This window comes from Gordonia sp. YY1, assembly GCF_009872315.1.
Lineage (GTDB): Bacteria > Actinomycetota > Actinomycetes > Mycobacteriales > Mycobacteriaceae > Gordonia > Gordonia amicalis.
In genome coordinates, this window is the sequence record NZ_WXYI01000003.1 from 1 (window position 1) to 15050 (window position 15050).

Below are 15050 nucleotides of genomic sequence, written 5' to 3' on the forward strand. Positions count from 1 at the left end.
TAGCGGGGACAGGATTTGAACCTGCGACCTCTGGGTTATGAGCCCAGCGAGCTACCGAGCTGCTCCACCCCGCGTTGGTGAACACAACGTTACACACGCGTTTGTCAGCGGCGCAAATCGTCCCCGCAACCGCAGCTGACCTGGGCAAATGCGAGTGATCGCGGTCACTTCAACCGGTAAAGCACAGGTCACGGCGTCGTATCCGGGGCGCATCCACTGGAGGTCGAGACTGTGATCTGGGTCACTGTCGGGCGTACACTCGGCGCTACCCGGTCCGGGCCGACCCACCACCGAGGAGGGGACCATGTCCGCCCACTTCCACCATGAGAGTCACGGCAATCATCCGATGAGCTTCATCGGATTCGTGCTCGCGCTCGGCGGCTTTCTCTCGGCTGCCCTGTGGCTGGTCCACATGGCGTCCGGGAACACCGGCTACGCGATCCTGTTTGCGCTGGTGATGGTCGCGGCCTTCGCGGTCGCCGTGTCGATCTTCTTCACCATCGGGCACCGCTATCACCACAGCCCGGTCCTGCCGGACAACACCGCGGACGAAAAAGAACGCTACGTGCGCAAGTACCGCGGCTAGCGGTACCCGACGCACGCAGCGTTCCGATCGCCCGACTCCCCGATCGACCCGCGCCGCGAATGGCGCGCATCGATCGGTGGGTCTGGTCTAGTTCTGCTCGGGCAGCGACTCGTACTGTGCCACAGCCTTGTTCAGCTGATCGAGGGCCGCGCCATAGCCGGCGAAATCGCCCTTGGTCTGCGCATCGCGCAGTGCGCTGAGCGCGTCCCCGATCGCCTTCACAGCGGCGTCGCGTTCGGGCGTACCACCCTGCGGCGGCGCCGGAACCTGCGGACTCGTCGTGCCGCCCTGCTGCTCGGGGGTCTCCGGGGCATCGTCGGGCTGCTGTTCACCGGGCACCACGCCGGTGGCCGGCGTGATCCCGACCTGGCGCAGCGCCTCAGCCGTCGTCGGCGCGTAGCCGATCCGGGCCTCCCGTTCCTTCGGCTCGTACCGCGTGATGACGCGGAACAGGCGCGGGAAGGCTTCCTCGCCCTGGGCCTGCGCATACATCGGAACGACGTAGAGGATCCCGTTGTCGCCGACCGGCAGGGTCAACAGGTTGCCGAACGTCACCTTCGCGGTGTTCTCGAGGGACTTCAGCGATTCGGCGACTCGTCCGTCGGTCTTCATCGGGTTGAACGCCTGTTTCGGGCCCGATCGCTGGTTGTTGCCCGGCAGCTCCTTCACGGTGATCTGCCCGTAGTTCGCCGGGTCCGACGACACGGTGATGTAGGCACCGAGGATCGGTCGGTTGAGGCGGGTCAGCACCGAGGTGAGCTGGAACGACGCCTGCTTGCTCTCCGGGTCCGCCGCCACGAAGTAATACGGCGGCTGATCGAGTCCGCGCTGCTCGGCGTCGGGACTCGTGGGGTCGGAGGGCACCGACCAGAAGTCGTTGGCCTGGAAGAACGTTCCCGGGGTGTCGACGTGGTAGCGCGTCAACAGCGCCCGCTGGATCTTGAACAAATCCTCCGGGTACCGGACGTGTTCACGCAGTGAGGTCTGCGTGTCGAACTCGGCGCGCGAGGCGACCGTCCCGGGGAAGACCTTCATCCAGGTCTTGAGCACGGGGTCCTCGGTGTCGAACTCGTACAGCTCGACCTCACCGGTATAGGCGTCGACCGTCGCCTTCACCGAGTTGCGCACATACGAGACGGTCTTGTTCACCTGGGTGCGACCGGTCTGGCCGGGATTGAGGTCCTGGGCGTCGGCCGTCGCGCTCTGCAGTGACGTCGGCTGGGAGTACGGGAAGTTGTCGAGGGTCGTGTATCCGTCGACGATCCACTTGATCGATCCGTCCTCCATGACCGCGGGATAGGTCTTGGAGTCGACGGTCAGCCACGGCGCGACCTGCTCGACGCGGTCGCGCGGGTCGCGGTTGTAGATGATCTTCGACGCCGAGGTGATCTCGCCCGACAGCAGGAAGTTCCGCTCGGCGTACTTACCCGCGTACAGCAGGCGGGTGAACAGGTTGCTCAACGGGACGCCGGCCGGACCCTGGTAGGTGTACTTGGCATCGCCCATGTCGTGCTCGCGGGGCTCGCCGCCCTCGGAGCCGACGATCGCGTAATCGGGATCGATCTTGGCGAGCAGCTCGCCGAAGTAGATGCGCGGCTGCGTCACCTTGATCGGGGCGTCGCGCTTGTACGCGTCGGTCTGGTAGTTGGTGGTGTCACTGACGTAATAGAACGGGTCGCCACCACCGTCGATGTCGTTCTCGTCGACCGACTCGTTCACCCGGTTCGCCGGCGCGGCAACGAAGCCGTTGCCGTGCGTGTACACCAGATGCTTGTTCAGCCAGTTCTGCTGGTTCTCCAGGTAGCGGCTCGGGTCGAGCTCGCGCACCGCGACCACGAAATCGCGGAGTTCGCCGTCGATCCGGTAGCGGTCGACCGCGAGCTGCGTCGGGAAGCCGTAGAAGTTCTGGCGCTGCTGCTGCTGGATGAACGTGGGCGAGACGACGTTCGGGTCGAGGATGCGCACGTTCGACAGCGTCGGGGTGTCGCTGTTGACGAGGGCCGGGTTCGCGGGGGTGGCGGTCCAGTCCTTCTGCGTGGTCACATCATCCGGCCCGATGCCGTAGGCCTCCCGCGTCGAGTCGATCGCGCGCTGGATGTACTCGGCTTCCTTCTGTGCGGCGTTCGGCTTGACCGAGAACTGCTCCATGGTGAGCGGCCAGCCCACGCCGATCAGCAGTGCCGAGAACAGCATCAGCGCAGTCGCGAGAGCCGGGATCCGCAGGTCACGCAGAACGATCGCCGCGAAGAACGCGACGGCACAGATGATGGCGATCGCCATCAGGATGAGTTTGGACGGCAGGACCGCATTGATGTCGGTGTAACTGGCACCCGGGAAGATCTCGGCCTTCCGCTGACTCGAGAGCAGGTTGTACCGGTCGAGCCAGTACGCGGCCGCCTTGAGCAACAGGAACGTACCGGCCAGGACCGCGAGCTGGATACGGGCCGCCATGGTGACCGATCCGCCGCCCTGCCCCAGACGGATACCGCCGAAGAGGTAATGCGTCACCAGGTTGGCGAGGAAGGCGACGACGACCACGACGAAGAGCAGGTTCAGCACGAACCGGTAGAACGGCAGGTCGAAGGCGTAGAAGCCGATGTCGAGGTTGAACTGCGGGTCGTTCTTACCGAACGAGGTGCCGTGCAGGAACATCTGGACCGTGGCCCAGGAACCCTGCGCGACGAGACCGGCGAGGGCGCCGATGATCAGCGCCGGCAGCACCGCGAACCACCGGACCTTGGTCATGATGGCGGTCCGGTAGCGCGCGAGCGGGTCGTTGGGTCCCGCGGTCGGCACGAACACCGGTCGGGACCGGTAGGCCAGGGCGACCGCCCCGAACACGATCAGCCCGACCACGAGCGTCGTGATCAGGAAGAGAATGACGCGCGTCCAGATCACCGTGCTGAACACACTCGTGTATCCGACATCGCGGAACCACAGCCAATCGGTGGCAAGACCGACGAGTCGCGGTCCGACGAGCAGGAGGACCAGCACGGCTACGCCGAGTCCGATGACGATCTTGCTCCTGCGTGACAGTGTCGGCATTCCTGCCGGCCCTCGGACGCCCACCAGACCCACTCTCCAAAGCTCTCAATCCGGACATCGCCCCGGGTGACGTGCAAGCCTGGGCGTGGTGCCCACTGTACTGGCACCGCCCGGATGCCGATCACACTCGGGCGCCGGGACAACGATCCGGGTCCGGCAGCGGTTCCCCGGGTCGTGGACGAGGCGTCCGTCAGGGCAAGATGGGCAGGTGCCCGACCCCACCGAACCCGACCCCGCCAGACCCGACCCCACCGGGCCCCGAGGCTTCTCCACCGACGACCTCGGGAGCGCTCTCAGCGAGATTCTCGACCACGTCGACGCCGCGGGGTGGGGTCGGTCCCCGTCGGTGTACGCGCTCGTCCCGACCTCGGTCCTGGCCGAGCAGGCCCCGGACGTCCTGGGCGACGACGCCGACTCGGCGTTCACCCCGATCGAGCAGGAGTGCCCCGACCTCGACACCTTCCTGGCGTCGGCGGTCTGGCCGGACGCCGTCGCCGGCGCGGCGGTCGCCATCGAGATCGTCGTCGCTCCCCCGGCTCCCGGCGACGACGGCACGCCGCGCTACGTCGTGGACGGAACCGACCCCGCCGCAGGCGATTCGGATGGCGCGTCGGAGCAGGCGCGTCTGGTGGCGGGCGTGCTGCGCGGCGGCCCGGACCTCGCGATCATGCGGCTACGCCATCAGCCCGGCGAGGAGATCGAGACCCTCACGCATCCGCAGCTCGGGACCGAGCTGCGCGCGGCGCTCGCCGGTACCTTCACTCCCGACGACCCCGGGGCCTGAACCGCCGGACCGAGTTCGGCCGACTCAGCAGGTCGGGGCGGGACGACCTTCGCCGACCGCATCCAGCGCCTCGACCGCGCCGTCGAGCGTCTCGACCTTCACCAGTTCGAGGCCGTCGGGACGGTCGGAGACGGCCTCCGCACAGTTGCGGGCCGGGACGAGGAACACCGTGGCACCGGCGTCGTGCGCGGCTCGGGTCTTGTGGGTGATGCCGCCGATCGGCCCGACGTCCCCGTCTGCGGTGATCGTGCCGGTTCCCGCGATGAACTTGCCGTGGGTCAGTTCGCCCGGGCTCAGCTGATCGATGACCGACAGCGCCAGCATCATGCCCGCCGACGGCCCGCCGATGTCGCCGACGGTGTAGGTGACCTTCAGCGACGGGTCGGCATTGGCGACCTCGGCCGCGACCCCGAGGAATCCGGCCTTCGCGTCGTCGGGATGCGCGGTGAGCGTGACGCTCACCGTCTGCGGCGTGCCCTGTCGCACGATCTCCAGCGGCAGCACCGTGCCCGGCGGGTTCTTCGAGACGACGTCGCGCAGTTCCTCGCTCGTCTCGACCTCGACGCCCCCGGCCCGGGTGACCACGTCACCGGCCTGCAGGACACCGGCCGACGGGCCCTCGGCGCCCACACCGGCGATCCGCAGGACCGTGGGACGGTCGAGGAAACGCAGCGCCGCGACGGTGGCGTTCTCCTCCGATCCGGTCATCTGCAGGGCGTTCTCCTCCTGCACCTGCTCGGTGGTGCGGTCCGGCGGATACACCTCGTCACGTGGGGTCAGCGCGTACTTCCCGGACAGCCACATGCCCAGTGCGTCGAAGAGTGTGAGCCCGTCGCTGACCGACACCGTCGTCAGGTTGAGGTTGCCGGTGGTCTTGTCGACGGGGGCACCATCGATCTGTACGACCCTGCGTTCGACGACCTTGCCGTCCTGCTCGACCTTCGTCATGCCCAGCGTGTTCAGCGTCGGACCGGGACCGAGCGCGGCGTAGGGCACCTGCACCTGCGTGCCGACGACGAGCAACGCCAGCAACACCAGGGCACTGACCGCAGCGGTGGCGATCCGGCGGAAGCGAGGGCTCGAACTCATTCCGCACACGATAGTGCCCCGACCTCCGGGGACGGTCCCGGCGTCGCTACGCGCACGGCGAACATCCGACGCCGTGAACGCGCCTGTCCGGGCGGTACGGTGGACGTATGAGTGATCTGCCCTTCGGCTTCTCGGCGTCCGGCAACGGCGACGACGACCGCGACAAGAACAGCGGCGACAAGGACAAGCCGGGCGACAACCCCGGCAACCCCTTCGGTGGCGCCAACCCGTTCGGATTCGCAATGGGCGGACAGGGTTCCGGCGGCGGCCAGGGCTTCGGCGACTTCGACCCGTCGAACCTCGACCCGAACATGCTCGGCCAGATGTTCTCCCAACTCGGCAGCATGTTCAGCGGTATGGGCGCCGGGATGGCCGGTGGCGGCGGCGGTCCGGTGAACTATCAGGTCGCCACCAATCTCGCCCGCCAGCAGATCGGTTCGTTCACACCGATCCTGGAGAAGGAGATCTCGGCGTCGGCCGATGCCGTGCGACTGGCCGACGTCTGGCTCGACGACGCGACGACCTTCCCCAGCGGCGTCACCCAGACCGTCGCGTGGACCCCGGTGCAGTGGCTCGAGGAGTCGATGGACACCTGGAAGGGTCTGTGCAACCCGGTCGCCGAGCAGCTCGCGCGCACCTGGCAGGACAACCTCCCCGCCGAGGCCGCGCAGTTCGCCGGCCCGATGCTGGGCATGCTGACGCAGATGAGCGGAATGGCCTTCGGGACGCAGCTCGGCCAGGGTCTCGGTCAGCTCGCCAAGGAGGTGCTCACCTCCACCGACATCGGTCTGCCGCTGGCACCCGAGGGCATCGCGGTCCTGCTCCCCGAGGCGATCGCGAAGTTCGCCGAAGGTCTGGAGCAGCCCGGCCAGGAGATCATCGTCTTCCTCGCCGCGCGCGAGGCCGCGCACGTCCGGCTCTTCACGCACGTCGGCTGGTTGCGTCAGCGCCTGTTGTCGACGGTCGAGGAGTACGCACGCGGGATCAGCATCGACTTCAGCGGGATCACCGACGCCACGGCGAACATCGATCCCACCGAACTGCTGTCGGATCCGTCGAAGCTCGAGGAGCTCATCAGCTCGTCGACGTCGTTCGAGCCGACCACCACGCCCGAGCAGAAGGCCGCGCTCGGCCGCCTCGAGACGCTCCTGGCTCTCGTCGAGGGCTGGGTGGAGCAGGTCGTGACCCGGGCACTCGGCGACCGCATCCCGAGCACCGGCGCACTGACCGAGACCATCCGCCGACGCCGCGCTTCGGGCGGCCCCGCCGAGCAGACCTTCGCGACCCTCGTCGGCCTGGAACTGCGTCCGCGCAAGGTGCGTGAGGCATCAGAGCTGTGGCGCCGGGTCTTCGAGGCCACCGATCTGTCGACCCGCGACGGCGTCTGGGCGCACCCCGACCTGCTGCCCGACTCCGACGATCTGGACAACCCGGCCGCATTCATCGACCGTCTCCTGCACAAGGACACCGAACTCGACGACGCCATCGCGCAGCTCGAGAAGTCTCTCGCCGAACAGGACGACACCGAGTCCGGGGACGACGGGCCGAACGGACAGAGCGGTCAGGCCGGCTCATAACTCCACAGTCGACGCCGTACGCGCCCATGTTGTGGATAACCGGCCCGACCGACCTCGGCGAGGTGTTTTCGCTGGCAGAGTTGCGTCATGTCCATCACGGTCCCGCGCATCCGGCCGGGAACATCGATCCTGGTGCGGCCTGGCAACCGGGTGCATGTGGGGATCGATCCGGCCGGCAGCGTGATCATCGAGCTCGACGACGCGATCTCGGCGCATTCGGTCGCGGCGATGCTGCGGACGCTGGAACGCCCGTGCACGCCGGAACTACTCATCCGTCGGGCGTCGGCGGCCGGGCTCGCCGACGACGAGATCCGGACGCTCCTCGACGGTCTGACCGCGGCCGGGCGGACGATCACGGGTGGCGAGGCCGACACATCGTCGGCGAGTCCGGATCCGACCGAGTTCCGGATACAGATCCACGGTCAGGGACCTTTGTCGGATCTCTTGGGTGCGTCCTTGCGGGCGCAGGGCCTGCACGTCCAGCGGACGATGCGCCGACGCGCCGACGGCTCGCTCGACACCGTCGACACCAGACTCGTGATCCTCAGCGACTTCCTCGTCCACGACCCACGGGTCGTCTTCGCCCTGACGAGGGCCCGGATTCCGCATCTGCTGGTCCGGGCGCGCGACGGCGTCGGGATCGTCGGCCCTCTCGTCCTGCCGGGACTGTCGAGCTGTCTGATGTGCGCCGATCACCATCGCTCGGACGCCGACCCGGAATGGCCGATGATGGCGGTGCAGCTCATCCGCGCGCCCGGCGATCCCGACCCCGCGATCGTGCGGCCTACCGCCGCGATCGCGCACGGGCAGATCGAACGTCTGGTCACTGCGCTGCGTCGGCCCTCCCCCGCCGCAGCGCGGGGCACGCCGCAGTTGTTGAATCAGGTATTGGAGTTCCGCGATGATCCTGTGCGAGTGGACCGCCGAGAATGGTTACCCCACCCAAGCTGCGATTGTCGTGCGATGCGAGACGAACAGCTCAAGTCGTCTATTGTGTGACGCGGAAAGGATGCTATGACCGACATCACTCGGGGGCAGGGTCGTCGCAACGCGAAGTTGGCTTCTCTCCCCATCGGTATGGCCGGACGTGCGGCGGCGGGGCTCGGCAAGCGCATGGTCGGCAAAGACAAGGACGAGGTCAACCAGGAACTCCTCGAGAAGTCCGCGGAACAGCTGTTCGCGGTCCTCGGTGAGCTCAAGGGCGGCGCCATGAAGGTGGGCCAGGCGCTGTCGATCATGGAAGCCGCGATCCCCGACGAATTCGGTGAACCGTTCCGGGAGGCACTCACCAAGCTCCAGGCGGAAGCACCGCCGATGTCGGCCGACAAGGTCCACAAGGTGCTCGACCAGCAGCTCGGTACCCGCTGGCGTGAGCGCTTCAAGGAGTTCTCCGACGAGCCGGCGGCGTCGGCGTCAATCGGCCAGGTGCACAAGGGTGTGTGGTCCGACGGGCGCGAGGTCGCAGTCAAGGTCCAGTACCCGGGCGCCGACCACGCGCTCAAGGCGGACCTGAAGACGTTGTCGCGCATGTCGGGACTGCTGCAGCGGCTGTCGCCGGGCACCGACGTCAAGGCGATGATGGACGAACTCATCGACCGCACCGAGGCCGAACTCGACTACCTCGGCGAAGCCGAGAACCAGCGGGCCTTCGCCAAGGTGTACGACGGGCATCCGGACTTCCTGATCCCCAAGGTGATCGCGAGCGCACCCAAGGTCGTGGTCTCGGAGTGGGTCGACGGGGTCGCGCTGTCGAAGGTCATCACGACCGGCGACCAGAAGACCCGCGACAACGCGGCCGCGAAGATGGCCGAGTTCGAGGTCAGCTCGCCCTACCGGGTCGGCTTGCTCCACGGTGATCCGCATCCGGGCAACTTCTTCATCGCCGATGACGGCCGGTTCGGCGTCCTCGACTTCGGTGCGGTCGGCCACTACCCCGGCGGACTGCCTCCGGAGACCGGGCCGATCCTGCGACTCGCCCGCGACAAGAAGTACGACGAACTCAAGGAACTGATGGTCGAGGCGGAGTTCATCCGCCCGCCGCATGCGTCGAAGGTCACCAGCGCCGACCTCGAGGCGTACCTGCGGCCGTACGTCGACCCGCTGTACTCCGAGTCGTTCCACTTCACACGCAAGTGGATGCAGCGTGCCGCGGGCAAGGCGACCGACGTGCGCGGCGAGGTCTACAAGACTTCGCGGAACCTCAACGTGCCCAAGCGGTTCGTGATGGTGTTCCGTGTGCTCGGCGGCTGTGTCGGGATCGCCTCGCAGCTCGAGGCGCACGCACCGTACCGCGCCATCATGGAGGAATGGGTGCCCGGTCTGGGCGACTGATCCCCCCGACCAGAACAGCGACGCCGCGAGCAACTGCTCGCGGCGTCGCTGTTCTCTGTCTCAGGCTGCGTTCTTCCGCGGCCGGCCGCGAGGCCGCTTGCGTGCGATCACCGCGCCGCGTTCGAAGATCTCGCCGCCCCACACGCCCCAGGGCTCGGCGCGATCCAGGGCCGCCTGCAAGCACTGGGTCTTCAGCGGGCAGTCGGCACACATTGCCTTGGCACGCTCGAGGTCGCGGGGATTGTCGGCGAACCACAGGTCGGCGTCGGCCACCTGGCAGGGAAGGTCGAGCTGGGCGGTCGCTGCGCGGTCCGCCGAGAGACAGGACTCGAGTACGCAATCGACAGTCATTGGTTTCTCCACATCTGCTCGTTTGGGATTGGTGACCCATGTCCTCGATGTGGCTGCCGGTCCGAGAATCCCTGCCGGGATGATGCTCGGTGACAAAAAGAGGGCCACGGATTTCGCCTCTGCGATTCGCCCGTGGCCCGAAGTTCTCGGAGGTCTAACTCCGGAGAATCGGTGTCGGTACGGGGAACCCATGCGGCGAGGGGGCTGCTGCAGCTGTTGCCGGCGGCGCTACGTGCGCTGCTGCCGCCGCGGCGACTGCTGCCGGATGCACTGCCGCTGCGGGCTGTGCGATCGCCGGGAGGGCCGCTGCGTCGGCCGGCGGTGCCGGAATGGTCGCGCGAGTGGCGACCGGACGTGCGCAGACTGCAGGCAGCCAGGAGCGGTTGCGACGGGCGCGCAGAACGACGGCGTGTGCCTGATTCGGCTTGGCCGCAGGCACGGCGATGCCGGCCTGGTTCACGGTGCTTCCGTTCACTGATCCGCTCCTCTCTCTTCTCGACGGCTCCCACATGAGCGATGGGCTCCTGGTGGGCACAAGAGTGTTTCCCACCCGTGTGCTGACGGAGATCAGCCTAAACGGTACGCCAGAAAGCGCACAACCTATTTTTGACCTGCGGTTTTGACGAGATCGAGGAGATCCTCGCCGTACTCGTCGAGTTTCTGCGCCCCGATCCCCGAGATCGACACCAGCGCAGCGGTGTCCGTGGGCCGTTGTTCGGCGATCGCGGTGAGCGTCTTGTCGGAGAAGACCACGAAGGGCGGGACCTTTTTCGCCTGGGCGCGGGCCCGGCGCCACTCCTTGAGTGCGACCAGGAGGTTCTCGTCCAGGTCCGACGGACACCCCGCGCACCGACCGAGCAGCGTCGCCGTCGAATCCATCAACCGCGAGCCGCAGACGCGGCATGTGGGTCCCTTGCGGGGCGTACGTTCTTTCGCGATCTTCGAGGCCGGCGAATCGTCGGGGATGAGATCGGTCAGGAATCGGGACCGACGACGGGCGCGGCCACCCTCGTTGCGGGCGAGGGCCCACGACAGATGTAGGTGCTCGCGGGCACGCGTCACGCCCACGTAGAACAGTCGGCGCTCCTCCTCGACGTCCTCCCACGAACCCTTGATGGCCTGACTGATCGGCAACGATCCGTCGGTCAGCCCCACCAGGAAGACCGCATCCCATTCGAGTCCCTTGGCCGCGTGCAGCGACGACAGGGTGACGCCCTGGACCGTCGGCGGGTGGCGAGCCTCGGACCGGGTCGTGAGTTCTGCGGACAGCTGCGGCAACGTGAGATCGGGGTTCTCGGCGACCATGTCCTCGGTGAGCTGCACCAGCGCCTTCAGCGACTCCCACCGGGCGCGCGCCTGCGCACCCGACGGTTCCTCCTCGGTGAGCCCGAGTTCGCCGAGGACCGCGCGCACGACGTCGATCGTCGTCACACCGGGCTTCACCTCGCGGTTGGCCACCGTCGCGATCTGCCGCATCGCCTGACGCACCTCGGTCCGCGCGAAGAACGCCTCGCCACCGCGCACCTGATACGGGATGCCGGCCTCGGTCAGCGCCTGCTCGTAGTTCTCCGACTGGGCGTTGACGCGGTAGAGGATCGCGATCTCCGACGGCGCGACACCCGCCTTGATGAGGTGCTTGATCTCGATCGCGATCGACGTGGCGGCGGCCGGCTCGTCGTCGTACTCGGCGAACTGCGGCTGCGGACCGGACGGGCGCTGGCCGATGAGACGGAGCCGGGTGCCGGCGATGCGCCCGCGCGCGGCGCCGATCACGCGATTGGCGAGGTCGACGACTTCGGGCGTGGACCGGTAGTCGCGTTCCAGCCGGACGACCGTCGCCTCCGGGAAGCGGCGGCTGAAGTCGAGCAGGTAGTTCGGGGACGCGCCGGTGAACGTGTAGATCGTCTGATTGGCGTCGCCGACGACCGTCAGGTCGTCGCGCTCGCCGAGCCAGGCGTCCAGAAGACCCTGCTGGACGGGCGTCACGTCCTGGTACTCGTCGACGACGAAACACCGGTAACGCGAGCGGAACTCGTCGGCCGCGCCGGGTTCGATGGTCAGGATCTGCGTCATGTAGATGAGCATGTCGTCGAAGTCGAGAAGGCGATCGCCGTCCGGCGAGACCTTGGAGTCCTCGTAATGGCCGTACACCGCGGCGACCTTCTGCGGGGGCGCGGGTGACTCGCGTCCGAGGCGCCCGACCGCCTCGACGTAGTTCTCCGGCGAGATCAGCGTGGCCTTGGCCCATTCGATCTCCGACGACAGGTCGCGCAGGGTGTCGGTCGCGGTGTCGAGTCCGGCGCGGCGCGCGGCGCGCGAGATGAGCGGGAACTTGTTGTCGAGCAGCTCCCACCGGGCATCACCGAAGGCGCGCGGCCAGAAGTAGCGCAGCTGCCGCATCGCCGCGGCATGGAAGGTCTGGGCGGCGACGTTGCCGGTGGCGCCGCCGACGCCGAGGCTCCGCAACCGGGTCCGCATCTCACCCGCCGCGCGGGCGGTGAACGTGACCGCGAGGACCTGGCCGGGATTCACCTGCCCGGTGTCGACGAGGTGGGCAATGCGGCGCGTGATGGTGCGCGTCTTGCCCGTACCCGCGCCGGCCAGCACACATACCGGGCCGCGCGGTGCGAGGACGGCCGCGGACTGCTCCGGGTCGAGTCCCTCGACCGCGCCGGCATCGCGGGAGCGGGCATCGGGGTTCGCGGGGAAGGTCGGGTGGCGCACGGACTCCACTATGTCACCACCCACCGACGCTCTTTCGGACCGGCGATCGGGCTTGTGGGTGACGCGTCCCACGTCGTCGATCGCATGCGCCGGCGGGAACAGCCCGCGCATGCGTGGTGTTATGGCAGTCATGAGCAACGTGATCGACGACGAGGCCGGCGCCCGTAACTCCGACACCGGCGAACTGACCATGTACACCACCTCGTGGTGTGGTTACTGCGCCCGCCTGAAGACCGGACTGAAGGCGAGTGGTATCCCCTGGCAGGAGATCGACATCGAGCTGAACCCGGATGCCGCCGATTTCGTGGGCAGCGTCAACGGCGGCAACCACGTCGTCCCGACCGTGCTCTACGCCGACGGCACGACCGCGACCAATCCCTCGATCGCCGAGGTCAAGAAGAAGCTCGGCGTCTGATCTCGTGACCTGAGACCCGGGCCGGCCCTCGCCGGACCCGGGTTTCTCGTCTCCGGGGTGCGCGGCGTGGTTACCGGGCCGCGGCCCAGGACTCGATCAGCGTGCGTGCGATGGAGATCGATCCGGGCAGCTGCAACCGGGGCGCCTCGCCGTCGGGCCCGGGATCGGCACGCGTCCACCCGTCCCGCGACAGCGCCTCGCGCACCTCGTCGCGATGGAACCACTGCGCATCGCCGATCTCACCGTCGAGAAAGGCGAGTTCGTCGGCGGGATCGCCGATCGCGGCGAAGCCGAGCATCAGCGAGCGAGGGAACGGCCACGGCTGACTGCCCAGGTAGCGCGGTTCGCGAACCACGATGCCGACCTCTTCGTGTACCTCGCGCAGTACACATTGTTCGAGCGACTCCCCCGGTTCGACGAACCCGGCGAGCGTCGAATACCAGCCATCGGGCCAGACGGCCTGGCGTCCCAACAGGATCCGGTCGGCGCCGTCGTGGACCACGGTGATGATGGCAGGATCGGTGCGCGGGAACTCGTCCCGGCCGGACTGGACGCTCCGACGCACCCAACCGCCACGCGCCGGCTGGGTCGCCGACCCGTCGACCGGCGAATGACTTGCCGTCTCATGCCAATTCAGGATTCCCAGCGCAGTGACGAGCAGGCCCGCCTCGTCCGGCGTCAGATATACCGCGCCACGACGCGCGTCGTCGGTGGGTCCGTCGATGTGGTCGACGCGGCGCGCCCACCGGTCGACGCCGTCCACGATGCCGAGGATCACCGCGTCGGCAGGCGGCGCATCGGCGACGGTGGTCGCCGGAACCCAGTGCAGCACACCGGACTCCCCGACCGGGTACCGACCGTTGGAGTCGATGAGCAGTACCTTCGCCTGTGGCCATCCCGCCAGCATCCGCTCGGCGTCGTCGCGGATCTCGTCGGCGCGGTGGAAGCTCGCGCGCGACAGCAGCGGCTGTTGGACCAGTTCGAAGTGCACGTCGGTGTGTCCCTTTTCGGTGGTCGGTGCGGGGTACTCGGTGCGACGCGGCCGGTCGTTTCCGGGGCTCAGTCGTCGCCGGGACTCTTGCGGACGTACAGCAGCCGATCGCCGACCTCGATCTGTTCGACCTCGCTGTCGTCGACGCGGTGCAGCACCCCGTTGCGGACGACGCCGAGCACGATGTCGCGGGTGTGGGCGGGCGAGCCGCCGGTCTCCGTCGGGTCGACCTCGCGTTCGGCGATGGCGTAACCCGCATCGGGAGTGAGGAGATCCTCGATCACCTCGACCACCGACGGGGTCATCGTCGCGATGCCGAGCAGACGCCCGGCCGTCTCCGAGGACACCACCACCGAGTTCGCGCCCGACTGCCGCATGAGGTGGGTGTTCTCCGACTCCCGGATCGACGCCACGATCTTGGCCCGCGGGTTGATCTCGCGTGCGGTGAGAGTCGCCAGGACGGCGGTGTCGTCGCGACTGGTGGCGACCACGATGCTCGCGGCGTGGGCGACACCGGCGAGGCGCAGCACGTCGGACTTGGTGGCGTCGCCCCGGACCGTGACCAGCCCGTTGGAGGCGGCCGACTCCAGCACGGTCGGATCGGAGTCGACGACCACGATCTCGGATGGCTTGATGCCGTCGCCGCGCATGGCGTCGACCGCGGTGCGGCCCTTGGTGCCGTAGCCGATGACGACGGTGTGATTGCGCACGGAATTCCTCCAACGCTGGATCTTGAGCGCCTGCCGGGACCGTTCGGTGAGCACCTCGAGGGTGGTGCCGATCAGCACGATCAGGAACAGCACACGCAGCGGCGTGATGATGATGATGTTGATGAAGCGGGCGAAGGGACTGATCGGCGTGATGTCGCCGTAGCCGGTCGTCGACAGGGTGACCGCCGAGTAGTACAGCGCGTCCAGATAGGACAGCTCGCTGTTCTGCGCGTCCCGATATCCCTCACGATCGAGCCAGACGACCACCGAGGTGAAGAACAGCGCGAGACATGCCCAGAGCACGCGGCGTCCGATCGCGCGGGCGGGGCTCTGCTGCAGCTCGGGGATACGGACGACGCCGACCAGTGCATGGTCGGGCCGGTTGGCCAGTTCGGCGTCTGATCCGAAGCGGCCGCGGAAGCGGTTACGCACTGCCACGCTTGCGCT

The 15050-nt window shown here is 67.9% G+C and carries 12 protein-coding genes and 1 tRNA gene; 6 read left to right on the top strand and 7 right to left on the bottom strand.

Annotation, left to right across the window (positions count from 1 at the left end; genetic code table 11):
- Window positions 1-74 (bottom strand) — tRNA-Met (locus tag BPODLACK_RS05395).
- Window positions 75-304: 230 nt separating this feature from the next.
- On the opposite strand from BPODLACK_RS05395, the gene BPODLACK_RS05400 reads away from it, so the two are divergent.
- On the top strand, window positions 305-586 hold the full coding sequence (locus BPODLACK_RS05400) for a hypothetical protein (protein WP_159404870.1): 282 nt from the start codon (window positions 305-307) through the stop codon (window positions 584-586).
- A gap of 87 nt (window positions 587-673) precedes the next feature.
- Here BPODLACK_RS05400 and BPODLACK_RS05405 read toward each other — a convergent pair whose 3' ends face one another.
- Window positions 674-3664 (bottom strand): UPF0182 family protein, encoded by a 2991-nt coding sequence (locus tag BPODLACK_RS05405; protein WP_159404871.1) that lies wholly within the window; start codon window positions 3662-3664, stop codon window positions 674-676.
- A 175-nt stretch (window positions 3665-3839) separates the two neighbouring features.
- Between BPODLACK_RS05405 and BPODLACK_RS05410 the strand changes: the two genes are divergently transcribed.
- A complete protein-coding gene (locus tag BPODLACK_RS05410) occupies window positions 3840-4415 on the top strand; it encodes a PPA1309 family protein (protein ID WP_159404872.1) in 576 nt (191 codons plus the stop codon).
- A 24-nt stretch (window positions 4416-4439) separates the two neighbouring features.
- On the opposite strand, the gene BPODLACK_RS05415 is transcribed toward BPODLACK_RS05410, so the two are convergent.
- Entirely contained in the window at window positions 4440-5504 is a 1065-nt protein-coding gene (locus BPODLACK_RS05415) for a YlbL family protein (RefSeq protein WP_075863897.1), read from the bottom strand.
- Window positions 5505-5611: 107 nt separating this feature from the next.
- Between BPODLACK_RS05415 and BPODLACK_RS05420 the strand changes: the two genes are divergently transcribed.
- The 3 genes from BPODLACK_RS05420 to BPODLACK_RS05430 all read left to right on the top strand — a co-directional run bounded on the left by BPODLACK_RS05420 (window position 5612) and on the right by BPODLACK_RS05430 (window position 9412).
- Complete coding sequence (locus tag BPODLACK_RS05420) at window positions 5612-7081, top strand: zinc-dependent metalloprotease (RefSeq protein ID WP_006360805.1); 1470 nt, start codon at window positions 5612-5614, stop codon at window positions 7079-7081.
- 87 nt (window positions 7082-7168) lie between these two features.
- On the top strand, window positions 7169-8080 hold the full coding sequence (locus BPODLACK_RS05425; RefSeq protein WP_006360806.1) for a hypothetical protein: 912 nt from the start codon (window positions 7169-7171) through the stop codon (window positions 8078-8080).
- A 15-nt stretch (window positions 8081-8095) separates the two neighbouring features.
- On the top strand, window positions 8096-9412 hold the full coding sequence (locus tag BPODLACK_RS05430; protein WP_159404873.1) for an ABC1 kinase family protein: 1317 nt from the start codon (window positions 8096-8098) through the stop codon (window positions 9410-9412).
- A 60-nt stretch (window positions 9413-9472) separates the two neighbouring features.
- On the opposite strand, the gene BPODLACK_RS05435 is transcribed toward BPODLACK_RS05430, so the two are convergent.
- Window positions 9473-9763, bottom strand: a complete 291-nt coding sequence (locus BPODLACK_RS05435; RefSeq protein WP_006360070.1) for a WhiB family transcriptional regulator — start codon at window positions 9761-9763, stop codon at window positions 9473-9475.
- Window positions 9764-10363: 600 nt separating this feature from the next.
- Window positions 10364-12496, bottom strand: a complete 2133-nt coding sequence (locus BPODLACK_RS05440) for an ATP-dependent DNA helicase UvrD2 (RefSeq protein ID WP_035755206.1) — start codon at window positions 12494-12496, stop codon at window positions 10364-10366.
- Window positions 12497-12617: 121 nt separating this feature from the next.
- On the opposite strand from BPODLACK_RS05440, the gene BPODLACK_RS05445 reads away from it, so the two are divergent.
- Window positions 12618-12902 carry a mycoredoxin gene (locus BPODLACK_RS05445; protein ID WP_006360073.1) on the top strand — a complete coding sequence of 95 codons (285 nt, stop codon included), beginning with the start codon at window positions 12618-12620 and terminating at the stop codon, window positions 12900-12902.
- A gap of 70 nt (window positions 12903-12972) precedes the next feature.
- Here BPODLACK_RS05445 and nudC read toward each other — a convergent pair whose 3' ends face one another.
- Together nudC and BPODLACK_RS05455 are read right to left on the bottom strand one after the other, a co-directional pair.
- On the bottom strand, window positions 12973-13893 hold the full coding sequence (nudC, locus tag BPODLACK_RS05450) for an NAD(+) diphosphatase (RefSeq protein WP_006360074.1): 921 nt from the start codon (window positions 13891-13893) through the stop codon (window positions 12973-12975).
- A 68-nt stretch (window positions 13894-13961) separates the two neighbouring features.
- Complete coding sequence (locus BPODLACK_RS05455) at window positions 13962-15041, bottom strand: potassium channel family protein (protein ID WP_006360075.1); 1080 nt, start codon at window positions 15039-15041, stop codon at window positions 13962-13964.
- Window positions 15042-15050: the final 9 nt, after the last annotated feature.